The sequence below is a fragment of the Bradyrhizobium sp. 61 genome, from assembly GCF_023073075.1.
Taxonomy (GTDB): domain Bacteria; phylum Pseudomonadota; class Alphaproteobacteria; order Rhizobiales; family Xanthobacteraceae; genus Bradyrhizobium; species Bradyrhizobium barranii.
Map to the genome: position 1 here is coordinate 1 of NZ_JADPIU010000001.1, position 16,009 is coordinate 16,009.

Annotated in this window: 19 protein-coding genes; 12 read left to right on the top strand and 7 right to left on the bottom strand. The window is 64.7% G+C overall.

The annotated features are described in order from the left end of the window. The 3 genes from IVB46_RS00005 to IVB46_RS00015 form a co-directional block, all read left to right on the top strand. Positions 1-1,507 (top strand): branched-chain amino acid ABC transporter ATP-binding protein/permease (locus IVB46_RS00005; RefSeq protein ID WP_247341596.1); only part of this gene is annotated, 1,507 nt, incomplete at its 5' end. Continuing rightward, positions 1,504-2,202, top strand: a complete 699-nt coding sequence (locus IVB46_RS00010) for an ABC transporter ATP-binding protein (protein WP_071908500.1) — start codon at positions 1,504-1,506, stop codon at positions 2,200-2,202. The genes IVB46_RS00005 and IVB46_RS00010, both read left to right, overlap by 4 nt. Positions 2,203-2,357: 155 nt before the next feature. Next, positions 2,358-3,299, top strand: a complete 942-nt coding sequence (locus IVB46_RS00015) for a DUF5996 family protein (protein WP_247314676.1) — start codon at positions 2,358-2,360, stop codon at positions 3,297-3,299. 107 nt (positions 3,300-3,406) lie between these two features. On the opposite strand, the gene IVB46_RS00020 is transcribed toward IVB46_RS00015, so the two are convergent. Then, positions 3,407-3,859 (bottom strand): HIT family protein, encoded by a 453-nt coding sequence (locus IVB46_RS00020; protein WP_247314678.1) that lies wholly within the window; start codon positions 3,857-3,859, stop codon positions 3,407-3,409. 90 nt (positions 3,860-3,949) lie between these two features. Between IVB46_RS00020 and prmC the strand changes: the two genes are divergently transcribed. Both prmC and IVB46_RS00030 read left to right on the top strand, forming a co-directional pair. After that, entirely contained in the window at positions 3,950-4,846 is an 897-nt protein-coding gene (gene prmC, locus IVB46_RS00025) for a peptide chain release factor N(5)-glutamine methyltransferase (protein ID WP_175617952.1), read from the top strand. A gap of 464 nt (positions 4,847-5,310) precedes the next feature. Further along, a complete protein-coding gene (locus IVB46_RS00030) occupies positions 5,311-6,105 on the top strand; it encodes a DUF4167 domain-containing protein (RefSeq protein ID WP_247314680.1) in 795 nt (264 codons plus the stop codon). A gap of 57 nt (positions 6,106-6,162) precedes the next feature. Here IVB46_RS00030 and IVB46_RS00035 read toward each other — a convergent pair whose 3' ends face one another. Then, positions 6,163-6,903, bottom strand: coding sequence for a methyltransferase domain-containing protein (locus IVB46_RS00035; RefSeq protein ID WP_014490441.1), 741 nt, complete (start codon positions 6,901-6,903; stop codon positions 6,163-6,165). A 107-nt stretch (positions 6,904-7,010) separates the two neighbouring features. Between IVB46_RS00035 and gloB the strand changes: the two genes are divergently transcribed. Together gloB and IVB46_RS00045 are read left to right on the top strand one after the other, a co-directional pair. Beyond that, the gene (gene gloB / locus IVB46_RS00040; RefSeq protein WP_247314682.1) at positions 7,011-7,778 is read left to right on the top strand and encodes a hydroxyacylglutathione hydrolase; all 768 of its coding nucleotides are present in this window, start codon (positions 7,011-7,013) and stop codon (positions 7,776-7,778) included. Between the two features lie 23 nt (positions 7,779-7,801). Next, positions 7,802-8,224: a cupin domain-containing protein gene (locus tag IVB46_RS00045; protein WP_247314684.1), complete on the top strand. Its 423-nt coding sequence runs from the start codon at positions 7,802-7,804 to the stop codon at positions 8,222-8,224. A 51-nt stretch (positions 8,225-8,275) separates the two neighbouring features. Here IVB46_RS00045 and IVB46_RS00050 read toward each other — a convergent pair whose 3' ends face one another. The 3 genes from IVB46_RS00050 to IVB46_RS00060 form a co-directional block, all read right to left on the bottom strand. Continuing rightward, positions 8,276-9,145, bottom strand: coding sequence for an EamA family transporter (locus tag IVB46_RS00050; protein ID WP_247314792.1), 870 nt, complete (start codon positions 9,143-9,145; stop codon positions 8,276-8,278). Between the two features lie 100 nt (positions 9,146-9,245). Beyond that, positions 9,246-9,971, bottom strand: coding sequence for an acetoacetyl-CoA reductase (gene phbB, locus IVB46_RS00055; RefSeq protein ID WP_028149509.1), 726 nt, complete (start codon positions 9,969-9,971; stop codon positions 9,246-9,248). 246 nt (positions 9,972-10,217) lie between these two features. Beyond that, entirely contained in the window at positions 10,218-11,396 is a 1,179-nt protein-coding gene (locus tag IVB46_RS00060; protein ID WP_166346296.1) for an acetyl-CoA C-acetyltransferase, read from the bottom strand. 304 nt (positions 11,397-11,700) lie between these two features. On the opposite strand from IVB46_RS00060, the gene phaR reads away from it, so the two are divergent. Next, a complete protein-coding gene (phaR, locus tag IVB46_RS00065) occupies positions 11,701-12,300 on the top strand; it encodes a polyhydroxyalkanoate synthesis repressor PhaR (RefSeq protein ID WP_247314686.1) in 600 nt (199 codons plus the stop codon). Positions 12,301-12,403: 103 nt separating this feature from the next. Beyond that, entirely contained in the window at positions 12,404-13,021 is a 618-nt protein-coding gene (locus tag IVB46_RS00070) for a class I SAM-dependent methyltransferase (RefSeq protein WP_247314688.1), read from the top strand. Between the two features lie 21 nt (positions 13,022-13,042). Here the strand turns inward: IVB46_RS00070 and IVB46_RS00075 are convergent, their stop codons facing one another. Further along, positions 13,043-13,930 carry a branched-chain amino acid aminotransferase gene (locus IVB46_RS00075; protein WP_247341598.1) on the bottom strand — a complete coding sequence of 296 codons (888 nt, stop codon included), beginning with the start codon at positions 13,928-13,930 and terminating at the stop codon, positions 13,043-13,045. Positions 13,931-14,034: 104 nt separating this feature from the next. Here IVB46_RS00075 and IVB46_RS00080 point away from each other — a divergent pair, with 104 nt between their 5' ends. Continuing rightward, the gene (locus IVB46_RS00080) at positions 14,035-14,970 is read left to right on the top strand and encodes an alpha/beta hydrolase (protein WP_247314692.1); all 936 of its coding nucleotides are present in this window, start codon (positions 14,035-14,037) and stop codon (positions 14,968-14,970) included. A gap of 108 nt (positions 14,971-15,078) precedes the next feature. On the opposite strand, the gene IVB46_RS00085 is transcribed toward IVB46_RS00080, so the two are convergent. After that, positions 15,079-15,327: a hypothetical protein gene (locus IVB46_RS00085; protein WP_063986016.1), complete on the bottom strand. Its 249-nt coding sequence runs from the start codon at positions 15,325-15,327 to the stop codon at positions 15,079-15,081. Positions 15,328-15,508: 181 nt separating this feature from the next. On the opposite strand from IVB46_RS00085, the gene IVB46_RS00090 reads away from it, so the two are divergent. Continuing rightward, positions 15,509-15,805 carry a hypothetical protein gene (locus IVB46_RS00090; protein ID WP_247314694.1) on the top strand — a complete coding sequence of 99 codons (297 nt, stop codon included), beginning with the start codon at positions 15,509-15,511 and terminating at the stop codon, positions 15,803-15,805. After that, positions 15,805-16,005, top strand: a complete 201-nt coding sequence (locus IVB46_RS00095; RefSeq protein WP_247314696.1) for a diguanylate cyclase — start codon at positions 15,805-15,807, stop codon at positions 16,003-16,005. The genes IVB46_RS00090 and IVB46_RS00095 overlap by 1 nt, the downstream gene beginning before the upstream one ends. Positions 16,006-16,009 lie beyond the last annotated feature (4 nt).

Sequence of the window (16,009 nt, forward strand, 5' to 3'; positions counted from 1 at the left end):
TTTCGCCATGATCACGGTGGCGATCGCGGAGGTGTTCTTCTTCGTCGAGTTCAATCCGCTCTCGGACTTCACCGGCGGCGAGAACGGCCTGCCGGGCGTGCCGACGCCGAGCTTCAATCTCGGCTTCACCACCATCCACTTCACCAATGGCTGGTCGCTCTATCAGTTCATCGCGCTGTGCTATTTCATCGGCGTCATCATCGCGCTCAGGATCGTCCGCTCGCCTGTCGGCGCCATCTTCAGCGCGATCCGCGACAATCCGCTGCGCGCCACCGCCGTCGGCCACAACATCCACGGCTACAAGTTGACCGCCTTCGTGATCGCTGCGGCCTATGCGGGCTTCGCCGGCGGCCTGCTCGGCGTATTGCAGGCCTTCATGCCGCCCGACGCCTTCACCTTCGACACCTCGGGTCAGCTCGTGATGCAGACTGCCATTGGCGGCCGCGGCACGCTGTTCGGACCGCTGGTCGGCGCAACAGTTTGGCTCTTCCTTCAGGATTTCCTCCAGTCCGCGCTGGGCCTCGGGGCGGCCTGGAAGCTGGTGCTCGGCGTCGTGTTCGTGGTGCTGGTCTGCTTCCTGCGCGGCGGCATTGTGGGCGGCCTCGTCGATCTCTACGGCCTCGTGTCCGGCAAGCGAGCGCGAAGGGCTGCGGAGACGGAGCAGGAGGCTGAGATCGAGACGCCACAGCAAGCTCCGCCTGCACCGATGCAGGCCAAGGAGGTCGAGCATCCCGCCTATTCCGGGCCGATCCTGAAAGCCACCGGCCTGACCAAGCGCTATGGCGGCCTCGTCGCCAACAGCGACATCGATTTCAGCGTCAATCAGGGCGAGCTGCGCGGCATCATCGGCCCCAACGGCGCCGGCAAATCGACCTTCTTCAAGATGCTGACCTGCGAGATCGCGCCGACCTCCGGCCAGATCGTGTTCGAGGGCCGCGACATCACGGGATTGAAGGTCACCGAAGTTTGCCAGCTCGGACTCACCAAGAGCTACCAGGTCAACCAGCTCTTCACGGGCCTGACGGTGCGGCAGAACCTGACGATCGCAGCACTCGCCGAGCTGCGCGGAAAATTCCGGCTCGACCTATTCCGCAAGCTCTCGGGCGTGAAGGGCCTGACGGAGCAGGTGGCGCACACGCTTGCCCTGGTCAATTTGACCCGCCGCGCCGACACGCCGGTGTCCGAGCTCGCCTATGGCGAGAAGCGCCGGCTGGAGATCGGGCTTGCGCTCGCCACCTCGCCGCGCCTGCTGCTGCTCGACGAGCCGCTCGCCGGCATGAGCCCGCGCGAGCGGGTCGAGACCGTCAAGCTGCTCAAATCGATCGCGCGCGGGCGCACCATGATCATCATCGACCACGACATGGACTCGCTGTTCGAGCTGGTCGAGCGCGTGACGGTGCTCCAGGAGGGCAAGGTGCTGCTGGACGGCACACCGGAGGAAATCAGAACCAACGCCGCAGTGCAGGAAGCCTATCTCGGCGGCGTTCACGGAGAGATCGCCGCATGAGCCTGATCGAGGTCAACGGCCTGAACAGCTATTACGGGGACTCCCACATCCTGTTCGACGTCGCCATGCGCGTCGAGCGGCACGAGGTGGTGGCGCTGCTCGGCCGGAACGGCGCCGGCAAGAGCACGACACTCAAGAGTCTGATGGGCGTCGTGACGCCTCGCAGCGGCAGCGTGAAGTTCGACGGCATCGATATCGCCGGACGCAAGAGCCACAGAATCGCGCAGGCCGGCATGCAGCTCGTGCACGAGGAGCGCCGGATCTTCGGCAGCTTGTCGGTGGAGGAGAACATCGTCCTCGCCGGGATCACCGCACCGAAGCGCTGGCCGCTTGAGCGCGTCTACGAGATGTTTCCGCGGCTGAAGGAGCGGCGCAACAACCGCGGCACCGAGCTCTCCGGCGGCGAGCAGCAGATGCTCGCGATCGCCCGGGCGCTGGTGCGCGATCCCAAGATCGTGCTGCTGGACGAGCCGTTCGAGGGGCTCGCGCCCGTCATCGTCCACGATCTCGTCAAGGCCTGCCGCGAGCTCGCGGCCGCCGGCCAGACCATCGTGCTGGTCGAGCAGAATCTGGCAGCAACGCTGGCGCTGGCGACACGGATCTACATCATCAACAACGGCCACATCGTGCACGAGGGGCCGGCGCAGGAGCTCAAGGCCCAGCCGGAGCTGCTGCAGCGATACCTTGGCGTCTAGCTCGAGTCCCCCTAAACTCCGGGATATCTGCTTTCGAGGGCGCAGCATGCGGCCTCGTCCCCGGAATGTCGCCTTGGGCCCAAAGCGCACACAGGGTCGCCTTTAGCCGAGGTGAGGTCTTGCCAAGCCGAACCGAACCTGAGGGAGGAGACGCTATGAGCGCGATCTGGCCGGAGATTCCCTTCGAGGCATGGCGCGAAACCTGTTCCGCGCTTCATCTGTATTGCCAGATTGTCGGCAAGTATCGGCTCGCGAGAACGCCGTGGGTCAACCATTCCTGGCACGCGACCTTCTACGTGAATGCACGCGGGCTCACGACTTCGCTGATTCCAGACGCATCAGGTATCGAGATCGTCTTCGATCTCTCCCGTCACGTCCTGATCGGAGAAGCAGCTGATGGGCGCAGGGCGGAAATGCCGCTCGGGCGAATGTCCGTCGCCGAATTTCACGCCCGATTCTGTGATTTGGTAGAACATCTCGGCGGAACACCAGAATTTGACGGTCGGCCCAGTGAGGTCCCGGATCCGATCCCGTTCACGGAGGACCGCCAAATCAGGCCCTATGACGCAGACGCCGTGACGCGGTTCTTCCGCGCCCTCGTCGCGATCAGCGGAGTGTTCTATCGGTTTCGGACGGGGTTCATCGGGAAAGTCAGTCCGGTCCATCTCTTCTGGGGCAGCTTCGATCTCGCGGTGACGCGCTTCTCTGGGCGTTCCGCTCCGCTTCACCCGGGTGGCGTTCCGGGTTTGCCGGACGTCGTGACACGCGAGGCCTATAGCGATGAGGTCTCGTCCGCCGGCTTTTGGCCGGGCGGAGGTGGTACAGACTTTGCGGCCTTCTACTCCTATGCCTACCCCACCCCGAATGGCTTTGCTGACGGACAGGTCATGCCGGCGGGCGCATACTTCGATCGGAAGCTCGGCGAATATCTCCTGCCCTACGACCTTGTGCGAAAATCCAGCGAGCCAGAGGCCGCGCTCATGGCGTTTCTGCAAACCACCTATCAGGCTGCAGCTGATATCGGACGCTGGGATCGTGCCGCGCTCGAATGTCCGATTGGCTCCCCCCTTCGACCCCGCCCGCTGAACAGGAACTGATGAAGGTTCGATGAAAGATCGCTGGCTCGCAGTTTCGGTGGAGCGAAGCTGCGCCAGTCGATTTCCAGTTTGTCTCGATGATGGGTTTCGCAACAGCTCTACCCGTCCTACGGTCTTGCTGCAGCGCTATCTCGATCAACTGCCAACGCCGCAATCATCCGCTTGGCGTGATCGGCGAGCACGGCCATGTCTTCCTTGCGCGTCTGCGCCGGCAGCAGCTTGATTCCGGCCCTGACCGGCATGACGTGCATGTGCAGGTGGAAGACCACCTGTCCGCTCGCCGGTTCGCTGAACTGCTGCAGGATGATACCCTCCGCGTCGAACGCCTTCATCGCCGCAATCGCGATCCGCTTGCCGGTTCGGGCGACCGCGGCGAGATCGTCATCCGCGATGTCGAGGATGCCGCGCGCCGGCGCCCGGGGAATGACCAGCGTATGTCCGGGCGAGCGCGGCATGATGTCGAGGAAGGCGAGGCTGCGGTCGTCCCTGAAAACCTCGAAGCAGGGAATCTCGCCGCGCAGGATCTTTGCGAAGACGTTCTGATCGTCGTAAGCCGTCATGAACCCCTCGCTCGCTGCGAGGTGCGATCAGACGCGCTCCTTTCCGTTGACGCAAGCAATGCCGCCGATCTATCCACGATACTAGGCAGGATGGCTCCATTGGCGACAGGTTTCGATTCCGGACACAGCATCGAGAGTGCGCGGCGCGCGCTTGCGGCGCGGCTGCAATCGGCCGGCATCGAAGAGCCCGCCCTCGACGCGCGCCTGCTTGTCGGAGCCGCGCTGAGGCTTGATTTGACCGGCATCGTCACGCAGGCGGCGCGGCAGCTCACGCCCGAAGAGGCCGCGCGGCTCGAAGCCTATGCGCAGCGCCGGCTCGCGCATGAGCCGGTCGCCCGCATTCTCGGCGCGCGCGAATTCTGGGGCCTGCCGTTCCAACTGTCCGAAGCGACGCTGGTGCCGCGGCCGGACACCGAGACCGTGGTCGAACTGGCACTGGAAATCTTTCGGGAGGCCGCGATATCGGGGCCGCGCCCGCGAATCGCGGATATCGGCACTGGATCCGGCGCGATCCTGCTCGCGCTGCTGCACGAAATTCCCGATGCCTTCGGTGTCGGAACCGATCTCAGCCTCTCCGCGCTCGACACCGCGCGGAGCAATGCCGCAGCACTGGGCCTCGCCGACCGTTCCGGCTTCGTCGCCTGCTCCTATGCGGCGGCGCTGCGCGGCCCGTTCGATCTCATCGTGTCGAATCCGCCCTATATTCCCTCAGGGGAAATTCCGAAACTGAGCCTCGACGTGCGCGAGCACGATCCGCATCTGGCGCTCGACGGCGGCAATGACGGCTATGACGCCTACCGCGCCCTGATCCCGCAGGCGGCCGAGCGGCTCGCCCCCGGCGGAGCGTTGATCGTCGAGGCGGGGCAAGGGCAGGCCCGCGATATTGAAACCTTGATGACGGCTGCCGCGTTGTCTGTGGACAGGCCGCCCAAGGCCGATTTGGCGGGCATCCCGCGGGCGGTTTCGGCCCGAAAAATGCCCCCATAAAAGCCGGATTGGGTTGCAAAAAACCTCTTGGAATATCCCTTGGGAACGACTACGTTCCGGTCAACACATCGGTGCCGGCCCCGTAGACCTACGGGCAAAAGCCGGGCTCTCGGGCGAGAGCTTTACTGATTTAAAGGTTCCAAGCCGCAGGTCCTGTTGAGCGCGATGGCCATTGGAGCTGCGCTGCTCTCCGACCGCAAAGTGAACGAAAGCCTGATATTGCGCTTGAAGACTTACGCAACAAAGCTGGGCTTGTTTCGGCAGGCGATATGAATGGGTTCGCTGGCAATGGATGCTGGCGGGTGGGGAACGCGTCTTTGTTGAACGCGACGGTCGACGGACATCGGCAGGGTTCAAGCCGCTCCTGCGCGCGGTGCGCATGAGAGATGTGAACCGCTGTCATCAGGTCACTCCGAGCAATCAGTAATGCGTGCAACCTTTAGGGCTGGAATTAAAGGCAGGACATGAGAAACGGTCAGAACAAGCAGCGGATGCGCAACCGCAATAACAATAATAATAACAACAACAACAACCGGCGCGGCCAGAACCCGATGACCCGGGTTTACGAATCGAACGGACCCGACATCAAGATCCGCGGCACGGCTTCGCACATCGCCGAAAAATATCTTCAGCTCGCGCGCGATGCGCGCTCTTCCGGCGACCCGGTCGCCGCCGAGAACTACTACCAGCACGCCGAGCATTATTTCCGCCTGATCGCGGCAGCCCAGGAACAGTTCCGCCAGAACCAGCAGCCGCGCGGCGACGAGCCCGTCAGCAACAGCAGCGACGACAGCGAGGACGACGGCGAGAATTTCTCGAATTTCGGCCAGGAGCCGGGCTTCGTCCCGCAGCCGCCGCAGCAGCAACAGCCCTTCATGCGCGACCGCGACGGCCAGCGCGATCACCAGCGTGATCATCAGCCGCGTGACGGCCAGCAGCCCTATCAGCGCGACAACCAGCAGCCCCGCGAACATCGCGAACGCGACCATCGTGCGCAGCCGCAATATCAGCCGCAGCCGCTGCCGCTGAACCAGCCGCAGCCCGTCGTTGCCGACACCGGCAGCGTCGATCGCCTGCCCTCCTTCATCACCGGCGCACAGCCGCAAGTGAATAGTGCCGCGAATGGCGGTCCTGGTGGCCTGGAAGGCGGCGGTGGCGGCGAACGCTTTCCGCGGCGGCGCCGCCGGCCGCATGGCCCGCGCCCCGAGCGCGAGGCGGCTCCGGCCGGCTCCAGCGACGAAGTCGCCTCCGGCGAGTAAGCTTCTTCCGATATTCTGATCTGCATCGTCCCGGCCTCGCGCCGGGACGATTTGTTTTCAGGTGCGCGTCACCGTCGAGGACGGCACCAGCACAGGCTTCAACGAGGGAATCAGCCGCGCGCGCTCGCGCTTGGCGGGGATCGCGCGATAGACCTGCTTGGTCGCCTCGACAATGTGCACGCCGGCAAAGGGTAACGACAGCGCCGCGCCCGCACGCTCCCACACCTGCGCCGATTTCAGCACCCAGCCGCCGGCATAGGGCGGCATGAACAACGCCTCGCCCCAGGCGGTCGGCGTGAACCAGGTCTGGCGCAACAGGTCGGTGATCTGCGAGCGCGAATAGGGCCGGCCGTGACCGAACGGCGTGCTGTCGGTGCGGGTCCAGACCCCGCGCCGGTTCGGGATCACCGCGATCACGCGGCCGGAGGGCGACAGCACCCGCCACACCTCGCGCAAGAGCGCGGCCGGATCATCCGACATCTCCAGCGCATGAATTAGCAGGATCCGGTCGACCGCGGCGTCAGGAAGCGGCAGCGAGAATTCATCGACCAGCGAGGCCAGCGCCGGCCGGCCCGTCGGCCATTTCAAGACGCCCTGCGCCGACGGCATGAAGGCGATGCAGCGCTCCGCGTCCTCGCGGAACAGGCCGAGATAAGGGGTGGGATAGCCGATGCCGAGCACACGCTGGCCCGCGGCGGTCGGCCAGCGCTCCCTGATGCCGCGATTGATCATTTGCCGCGCCACAATCCCGAGGCGACGGGAGTAGAACTCGCGGAGATCGACGACATCAATGGTCATGACGGCAATGTAACATGCACGAGGCGGCTCCCGCCCGCGGAATATTGCATTGCCTGCGCAACGTTAACGCCATATTTGTCTGCGGGGCTGAGCGCGATGGAGATGACATGGCCGCCGAAATTCGTACTTTCACCTGTTTAAACGACAATTTCGGTTATCTGATCCACGATGTGGAAACCAAGGCGACGGCGTCGATCGACGCGCCGGAGGCCGGCCCCATCCTGAAGGCGCTTGAGCGCGAGGGCTGGCAGCTCACCGACATCCTGATCACCCATCATCATGGCGATCATGTCGGCGGGGTCGCCGAACTCAAGCAGAAATACAATTGCCGCGTCGTCGCGCCGCATGACAAGACGACGAAGATCGCCAACGTCGACCTGCGCGTCGCCAATGCCGACATCGTCAAGGTCGGCAGCTTGCTGGGGCGCGTGCTGGAGACGCCCGGCCACACGCTCGACCACATCTCCTACGTGTTCGACAATGAGAAGACGCTGTTCGCGGCCGACACGCTGTTCTCGATCGGCTGCGGCCGCGTGTTCGAAGGCGACTACCCGATGATGTGGGACTCGCTTCTGAAGCTGCGGGCGCTGCCTGACGACTTCAAGCTCTATTGCGGGCACGAATACACCGCGTCCAACGTCAAGTTCGCACTCACCATCGACCCCGACAATGTGGCGCTCCAGGCACGCGCGGCGGAAGTGGCGAAGCTGCGGGCCGAGAACAAGCCGACCATTCCTTCACTACTTGGTGACGAGAAGCGAGCAAACGTGTTCCTGCGTGCTGATGAACCGTCGGTCGCAACCAGGCTACATATGAAGGGCGCGGACGCTGCCGCGGTGTTTGGCGAACTGCGCGAGCGCAAGAACAAATCCTGAAGAAGAAATCCTGACGGGGATCGATGCCGACCGCAGCCGAGATCATCGCACGCCTCGAACTCCGCCCGCATCCCGAAGGCGGCCACTACCGCGAGACGTTTCGCGACCAGACTACGGACCCTAACGGCCGGTCGCGCTCGACCCTCATTTATTTCCTGCTCGCGCGCGGCGAACGCTCGCATTGGCATCGCATCGACGCCGTGGAGATCTGGCACTACTACGCCGGCAGCCCGCTGACGCTGCGCATCGCGCATGAAGGCTGCTCGCAACACGAGGTACAGCTCGGCACGGACCTTGTGAGCGGCGAACGGCCGCAGGGAATCGTGCCGGCGAATGCCTGGCAGATGGCGGAGAGCATGGGAGAGTGGACGCTGGTCGGCTGCACAGTGGCGCCCGCATTCGAGTTCGCAAAATTCGAGCTCGCGCCGAAGGGCTGGGAGCCGTAAGGCGCACTGTCATTCCGGGGCGGCGCATGGCAGCGAGCCCGACAACAACGGTCACCGCTTCCGCAGCACCATATCCTTCGCCGCGATCAGGCCGCCGCCGGCGATCAGAACCGCGGCGATGGCGATGTTGGCGCTGGCTTTTGCAAAACCGGCGGCGATGAGGAATCCGGTCGAGAGCAGCGGCGTCGCATAGGATGCGGCGCCGAGCACGCGGATGTCGCCGCGCTTCATGCCGATGTCCCAGGCGTAGAACGCGGCGCCGACGGGACCGATGCCGAGGGCGGCCACGGAGAGCCATTGCAGCGTCGTCTCCGGCCACACCGTGGTTTCAAGCAGACCATGCATCAGCGCGGCGAGCACCGCGGTGGCAAGGCAGAAGCCCGCGACCGCATCGGTCGGCACCGCTTTCAATCGCCGCGACAGCACCGAATAGGTCGCCCAGACGAACGCCGCGATGAACGCCGCGATCAATCCCGGCAGCTGGCCCGGCGCGAAGCCGGAGGTGCTTCCGGCGAACAGCAGCACGGTGCCGACGAGGCCGAGCACGGCACCGATGATGTGATGCACCGCAAGCCGCTCGCCCGGCAGGAACGACGAGAACAGCACGATCAGGAGCGGCCACATGTAATTCAAAAGACCGGCTTCGGCCGGCGGCGCAAAGCGCAGCGCCAGGAAATACAGTGCGTGATAGCCGAACAGGCCACCGACGCCGACGACCCATACGACCAGCGGCTGACGCAAGCTCCTCGCCGCATCGCCGCGGCCGACCCAGGTGAGGAGGCCGACGAGACCGCCGATCGCGAACGTCATGGCGGCGAGCTGGAACGCCGGAATCTTTCCGGTCGCCACCGTCATCACGGAAAGCAGCGACCACATCAGGATCGCGGTCAATCCGATCAGTGTGGCTGTGCGCGGGGTCATCAATCGAAAGGCCCTGAGGACGATGATGCCCGGCACGAGGCCGGGCATTTCGTCTTCACTATCGCCTTGTCGCGCCTGAATCTACAGGCTTGACGCCCTATCAGGCGTGATACTGGCCGCCATTGATGGTCAGCGTCGAGCCGGTGATGAAGCCGGCCTCGTCGGCGGCGAGGAACACCACGGCGCGCGCGATCTCCTCGGGTTCGCCGAGCCGGTTGACCGGGATCTGCGGGATCACGTTCTTTTCCAGCACGTCCTTCGGCACCGCCTGCACCATCTCGGTGTTGATGTAGCCCGGTGCGATCGCGTTGACGGTGATGCCGCCCTTGGCGTTCTCGATCGCGAGCGCCTTGGTGAAGCCGATGTCGCCGGCCTTTGCTGCGGAATAGTTGACCTGGCCGAATTGCCCCTTCTGGCCGTTGATCGACGAGATCGAGATGACGCGGCCGAACTTGCGCGCGCGCATGCCCTCGATGACCTGGCGCGTCATGTTGAACAGCGAGCCGAGATTGGTGTTGATCACGGCGTTCCACTGCTCGAGCGTCATCTTGTGGAAGGCGGTGTCCCGGGTGATGCCGGCGTTGTTGACGAGCACGTCGACGGGGCCGAGCTCGGCCTCGACCTTCTTCACGCCTTCGGCGCAGGCATCGAAATTGCTGACGTCCCATTTGTAGACGGCGATGCCGGTCTCGGCCTTGAACTTCTCCGCCGCCGCATCGTTGCCGGCATAGCTTGCCGCGACCTTGTAGCCGGCCGCCTTCAGCGCCTTGCTGATCGCAGCTCCGATGCCCCGCGTACCACCCGTCACCAGTGCAACACGTGCCATATCGTATTCCTTCCCTTGGACTCTGCGGACGTTTCTGTGTGATCGTTTTAGATGCGGATTATGCGGTTGGTTTGACGGACATCAAGAACAAAACGCCCGGCGTCGAGCCGGGCGTTTGTATTTAGTCGAGGCTGGCGCTGTTGCGAAGAATATTTGATTTGCCACCGCCGCCTTTTTAGTCGCGTGCAACGCACTCATCTATGTGTGCAGCGCACGCGCAAGTGACACGTAAGTTAGATGTCAGCTTCAGTCGCGCGCCAGGCACATCGCGATACCCATGCCGCCGCCGATGCACAGCGTGGCGAGGCCCTTCTTCGAATCGCGCTTCTGCATCTCGTGCAGCAGCGTCACCAGCACGCGTGCGCCGGAAGCGCCGACCGGATGGCCGATCGCGATCGCACCGCCGTTGACGTTGACCTTCGAGGTGTCCCAGCCGAGATCCTTGTTGACGGCGCAGGCCTGCGCCGCGAAGGCCTCGTTGGCTTCGATCAGGTCGAGATCGCCGACGCTCCAGCCGGCCTTCTTCAGCGCGGCGCGCGAGGCCGGGATCGGGCCCGAGCCCATGATCTTCGGATCGACGCCGGCCTGCGCCCAGGACACGATGCGCGCGAGCGGCTTCTTGCCTTCCTTGGCCGCCTGCTTGGCGGTCATCAGCACCACGGCGGCAGCACCGTCGTTGATGCCGGAGGCCGAACCCGCGGTGACCGTGCCTTCCTTCTCGAAGGCGGGCTTGAGCTTCGCCATCCCGTCGAGCGTTGCGCCATGACGCGGATATTCGTCGGCGCTGACGACGATGTCGCCCTTGCGGGTCTTGATGGTGACGGGAACGATCTCGTCGTTGAACTTGCCGGCCTTCTGCGCCGCCTCGGCCTTCTGCTGCGAGTGGACCGCAAACTCGTCCTGCTGGGCGCGGGTAATCTGCCACTGGCGCGCGACGTTCTCGGCCGTATTCCCCATGTGATAGCCGTTGAAGGCATCCCACAGGCCGTCCTTGATCATGGTGTCGACGAACTCGACCGGGCCCATCTTGACGCCGCCGCGCAGATACTGGGCGTGCGGAGCCATGCTCATGGATTCCTGGCCGCCGGCGACCACGATCTCGGAATCGCCGTTGAGCAGCGCCTGATAGCCCAACGCGACGGTGCGCAGGCCCGAGCCGCAAAGCTGGTTGACGCCCCAGGCCGGGCTCTCCACCGGAATGCCGGCGGCAATCGAGGCCTGGCGGGCCGGGTTCTGACCCTGAGCCGCGGTCAGGATCTGACCCATGATGACTTCGGAGACCCGGCCAGGCTCGATGCCACCACGCTCCAGCGCGGCCTTGATGGCGATGGCGCCGAGGTCATGGGCGGGAAGGGTCGCGAACGCTCCGTTGAAGCTTCCGACCGGGGTGCGGGCGGCGCTGACGATGACGACATCGTCTGACATGGGCATCTCCTGGTGTTGAAAGGGGGCAGGCGGGGCTGGGGAAACGGCTCGCCAGTCTCGAATGGCATCCTGTTAACGTCGTTGAGGCATGTCAATCGGCCGGCGACCGAATTCATGCCGCAACGCATTCAAAATAGCGTTCTTGGCGCTTTCGCAAGCACGTTTTTGCTGCCCGATTAACCGTGGCGCACAAAACGGTAGCGTGACCCCTTTGAAAATGCTTATTTTGTTGCGTTGCGTACTCTTCCCGCCCTGCGGCATTATCCGCCGGGTTCCCGTTCTCCGCGCTTGCAAGTGAGAGCCCATGGCGAAATCAGACCAACCCACCACCATCAAGAAATACGCGAACCGCCGGCTCTATAACACCGGAACGAGCACCTACGTGACGCTCGAAGACCTCGCCGCCATGGTCAAGGACGGAGAGGATTTCCTGGTCTACGACGCCAAGACCGGCGACGACATCACCCGCTCCGTGCTCGCCCAGATCATCTTCGAGCAGGAGAACAAGGCCGGCCAGAACCTGCTGCCGACCACCTTCCTGCGCCAGCTCATCCGCTTCTACGGCGACAGCATGCAGATGGTGGTGCCGAAATATCTGGAGCAGTCGATCGCGACGCTGACCCAGGAGCAGGAGAAGTTCCGCAAGCAGATCGCCAACTCGCTCTCCGGCACTCCTTTTGCTCCGTTGGAAGAACAGGTCCGCCGCAACATGGAGCTGTTCCAGCAGACCTTCTCGATGTTCAAGCCGTTTGCCCCCAACGCGGGCCGTCCGGCGACCACCCCCGAACCGGAGGCCGACGCAAGCGCTGCGGCGCCGACGGACACCAGCAACATCGACGACCTGCGTCAGCAGATGAAGGACATGCAGGAACGCCTCGAGCGGATGTCGAAGAAGGACGAGTAGGGATTTCGTTCGCGCCGGCGCGTCCACCTGCGGCGGGCGCGCGGGCCGCCGGTTCGTAACGGCGCGACGTGCGCGCTGTCGTCCCGGCCAGGCCGGAGCCGCCATGTCCGACCGCAGCACCCACTGGGACAACGTCTACGCCACCAAGGGCGAGGCCGAGGTAAGCTGGTTTCAGGACAGCCCGGCGATCTCGCTGGAGATGATCGGCTCGGCCTGTCCAGACCATGGCGCCGCCATCATCGACATCGGCGGCGGTGCTTCGCGGCTGGTGGACGCTCTCCTGCGGGACGGATACCGCGACCTCGCCGTGCTGGATCTCTCCGCCAACGCGCTTGAAGCGGCGAAGAAACGAATCGGCCGGGCCGCTTCAGCGGTCGACTGGATCGTTGCCGACGCCACGACATGGCGGCCGGGGCGCAGCTACAACGTCTGGCACGATCGCGCGGCATTCCACTTCCTGACCGATCCACGCGACAGGGCCGCTTACGTCGAGCGACTGCGGTCGGCGATTGCGCCCGGCGGCCAAATCATCATCGCGACATTTGCGCTTGATGGCCCGGAGAAGTGCAGCGGCCTGCCGGTGCAGCGGCACGACAGCGCGAGCCTTGCTGCGGAGCTTGGGCCGGAGTTCGAGCTGGTCGAGACGCGGAGCGAGACGCATCACACGCCGTGGAAGTCGACCCAGGCGTTTCAGTTCAGCCGGTTTAAGCGACGCGGCTAGGACGAAGGAAAGTGCGGCGCCCTACGCCGCCAGCTTAACCGCATGCGCAAAGTCCCAATAGAGCATGCGCGCTTTGGTGTAGAGCGGCCCCGGCTTCAGCTCGCGATCGTCGATGCGGATCACGGGGGCGACCTTGGCGAAATTGCCGGTCGAGAAGATCTCGTCGGCAGCGAGGAAGTCGGCATAGCGCAGCGTCTTCTCGACCACGGTAACGCCGTCGCCGCACAGCAGGCTGATGACGCGCTGGCGCGTGATGCCGTTCAGGAACGTGCCGTTCGGGACCGGCGTGTAGACCACGCCGTCCTTGGCCATGAACACGTTGGAATTGCCGAACTCCGCGACATTGCCGAGCATGTCGAGCATCAGCGCGTTCTGGAAGCCGCGCCCGGCGGCTTCCGCGAGCGCCCGCGAATTGTTCGGATAGAGACAGGCGGCCTTGGCCTCGACCGGCGCGCATTCGGCGGTGGGCCTGCGGAACGGCGACAGCGTGATGGCGTTGCCGACCGGTTTCGGCATCGGCGCCTCATAGATGCACAGGCACCAATTGGTCGTCTCGGGGTCGAACAGCACGCCGCCGCCCGAACCGTTCTGCGCCCAGTACATCGGGCGGACGTACAGTTCGGCATTCACCGCGAAGCGCGCGATGCCTTCGTGTGCGAGCGACAGCCAGGTGCCGGTGTCGACCACCGGCTTCAGGCCAAAATTGATCGCGGATTGGTTGGCGCGGGCGACGTGACGGTCGAGGTCGGGCGCGACGCCCTCGAACGCGCGCGCACCGTCGAACACGACCGAGCCGAGCCAGGCCGCATGCGTGCGCGGGCCCATGATCGGCACGTTGCCGTCGTGCCATTTGCCCTCGAAGAAGGTCCAGCTCGGCGAATATTCGATCTGTTTCTTGATCTCGGCCATGACCGGCCTCCCTTGGAAATATCCGGGCACTATTGTCCCAATGTCTAAATGATTCCCTGCTGGGATATGGTGCGTTACCCTCTCCGACGAGGGGAGAAGGATCCATGCCGCTCGATCCGCTTGCAAGGCGTTTGTTGACCATGATGGCTGCGGCCGCCCCGCAGGGGCGGAGCCGGCCGAGCGTGGAGGCGCAGCGGCAGTCGCTGGCGAAGCTGATGCAGTTTGCGCGCACTGATGCGCCGGATGTGACCACCGCCGACGGCACGCTTCCGGGTCCCGGTGGAGAGCTGCCCTATCGCCTTTATTCGCCTGCTTCTGCCGGCGACCGCGCGCCGGGCTTCGTGTTCTTTCATGGCGGCGGGCTCGTGGCCGGCAGCATTGCGACGCATGACCGCATCGCGGCGGCGCTGGCGCATGTAACCGGCTGTCGCCTCGTCTCGGTCGATTACCGGCTCGCGCCTGAGCACAAATTTCCTGCTGCCGTCATTGATGCGATCGCGGCCACGGAGTGGGTCGCGCGGCAAGCTTCGTCGCTGGGCATCGACGCCGAACGGCTGGTGGTCGGCGGTGATTCCGCCGGCGCCACGCTCGCTGCGATCGTGTGCCAGGAAGCGATGCAGACCGCCGGCCTCTCGATCGTCGCGCAATGCCTGATCTGCCCGGTGCTGGATTTCGAGGAGACCTCGCCTTCGCGCGAGGCATTCGCCGAAGGCCATCTGATCGATCGCGCCACCATCGAAGCCGATCTCGCCGATTACCTGCCTGATGGCATCGACACCGCCGACCCCCGCATCTCGCCCTTGCGCGCGACGCGGCTTGCAGGCCTGCCGACCGCGATCATCCACACCGCCGAATTCGATCCGATGCGCGACGAGGGCAATGCCTATGCGCGCAAGCTGCTCGCCGCGGGTGTCGCGGTCGAGCATGTCTGCCATGACGGCATGGTCCACAATTTCCACGCCATGGGCGCGATCCTGCCGCAGGCGCAGCTCGTGCTGTCGCAGATCGGCGAACAGGTTCGGCGGGCGGTGGAGAAATGAGGCGCTTACCCTCTCCCCCTGTGGGTGTTCAGACCGGGGAGAGGGTGGACCGCCGCGTAGCGGCGCTTCGCGCCACCTTCTCCCGCAAGGGGAGAAGGGAAGAAAGCATCACGCGCGCGCGCCGAGCACGGCCCGCGCCGCCACGACATATTCCAGCCAATGCGCATCCGCATAGCGTTCGGCCTGCCGTGCGCAGCTGACGTCAGGGGCATGGGCGGCGGCAATCGTGCGCGCGAATCGCTCTTCGGCGACCGTCACGTCGCCAGGCTCGGCCGACGGTACGCTAGCCGCCGCCGCGGTCGGAGCGACAGCGAGGCCCGCCAGACCAGTGAGCAGGATGCGGCGTGACGTGTTCATGGCTGTGTCCTTCCAATGTCCGGCCCGCACTCCGGCCGGCGCGTGTGTCGGTGCGATCACGGCAGGGTAGCCGCGCACATCCGTGCCGTCCATCGCTTACGGATACCGCTTGACCACCCGAGCGATCACGTTCCATCCAACAACGGTTCCGTCATCAAATCGCCACGCGTCGGATTGTCACGTGTCCCATCACAACCCATCGCATCGCCAGGCTTCGCGCGCTGTCGCGATGGGACTGCTTTGTCTGACGATCTCGGCAGGCACTGCCTTCGCTGCCGACGATGAGGACGACGCGCCGGCAAAGCCCGATGTCCCCAACATCTACCTCGATCTTCGCACGATCTATGCGACCATCCCCGCCGTCACGCTCGGGCTCGGCTTCGGCAACACATCATTGTCGGCCGCATTCGAAGCGCTGGCGGTACGCAGAGGCACGACGCTGCCGAGCGGTTTGCCGGCGGCGTCCGCAAGCGCGTGATGAGCGCGCAGGTCTTTGCCGACAAGGTTCAGTTCGGCCTCACCATGAGCATCGGCATGGCGGCAGCCACCGTCAGCATTTCCGGCATCGACGCGCCGATGGGCGCGGCCGATCATGCGCTCTACCAGGCCAAGGCCGAAGGCCGCAATCGCTGCATCGCCTGGGCGCCCCCGCCGCCTGTAAGCAAGGCGGCGGAGTGATCGT

Excerpts from the sequence above, each read along its gene's own strand:
- IVB46_RS00010 (WP_071908500.1), top strand. The coding sequence starts at position 1,504 with ATGAGCCTGATCGAGGTCAACGGCCTGAACAGCTATTACGGGGACTCC.
- IVB46_RS00015 (WP_247314676.1), top strand. The coding sequence starts at position 2,358 with ATGAGCGCGATCTGGCCGGAGATTCCCTTCGAGGCATGGCGCGAAACC.
- IVB46_RS00020 (WP_247314678.1), bottom strand. The coding sequence starts at position 3,859 with ATGACGGCTTACGACGATCAGAACGTCTTCGCAAAGATCCTGCGCGGC.
- prmC (WP_175617952.1), top strand. The coding sequence starts at position 3,950 with ATGGCTCCATTGGCGACAGGTTTCGATTCCGGACACAGCATCGAGAGT.
- IVB46_RS00030 (WP_247314680.1), top strand. The coding sequence starts at position 5,311 with ATGAGAAACGGTCAGAACAAGCAGCGGATGCGCAACCGCAATAACAAT.
- IVB46_RS00035 (WP_014490441.1), bottom strand. The coding sequence starts at position 6,903 with ATGACCATTGATGTCGTCGATCTCCGCGAGTTCTACTCCCGTCGCCTC.
- gloB (WP_247314682.1), top strand. The coding sequence starts at position 7,011 with ATGGCCGCCGAAATTCGTACTTTCACCTGTTTAAACGACAATTTCGGT.
- IVB46_RS00045 (WP_247314684.1), top strand. The coding sequence starts at position 7,802 with ATGCCGACCGCAGCCGAGATCATCGCACGCCTCGAACTCCGCCCGCAT.
- IVB46_RS00050 (WP_247314792.1), bottom strand. The coding sequence starts at position 9,145 with ATGACCCCGCGCACAGCCACACTGATCGGATTGACCGCGATCCTGATG.
- phbB (WP_028149509.1), bottom strand. The coding sequence starts at position 9,971 with ATGGCACGTGTTGCACTGGTGACGGGTGGTACGCGGGGCATCGGAGCT.
- IVB46_RS00060 (WP_166346296.1), bottom strand. The coding sequence starts at position 11,396 with ATGTCAGACGATGTCGTCATCGTCAGCGCCGCCCGCACCCCGGTCGGA.
- phaR (WP_247314686.1), top strand. The coding sequence starts at position 11,701 with ATGGCGAAATCAGACCAACCCACCACCATCAAGAAATACGCGAACCGC.
- IVB46_RS00070 (WP_247314688.1), top strand. The coding sequence starts at position 12,404 with ATGTCCGACCGCAGCACCCACTGGGACAACGTCTACGCCACCAAGGGC.
- IVB46_RS00075 (WP_247341598.1), bottom strand. The coding sequence starts at position 13,930 with ATGGCCGAGATCAAGAAACAGATCGAATATTCGCCGAGCTGGACCTTC.
- IVB46_RS00080 (WP_247314692.1), top strand. The coding sequence starts at position 14,035 with ATGCCGCTCGATCCGCTTGCAAGGCGTTTGTTGACCATGATGGCTGCG.
- IVB46_RS00085 (WP_063986016.1), bottom strand. The coding sequence starts at position 15,327 with ATGAACACGTCACGCCGCATCCTGCTCACTGGTCTGGCGGGCCTCGCT.
- IVB46_RS00095 (WP_247314696.1), top strand. The coding sequence starts at position 15,805 with ATGAGCGCGCAGGTCTTTGCCGACAAGGTTCAGTTCGGCCTCACCATG.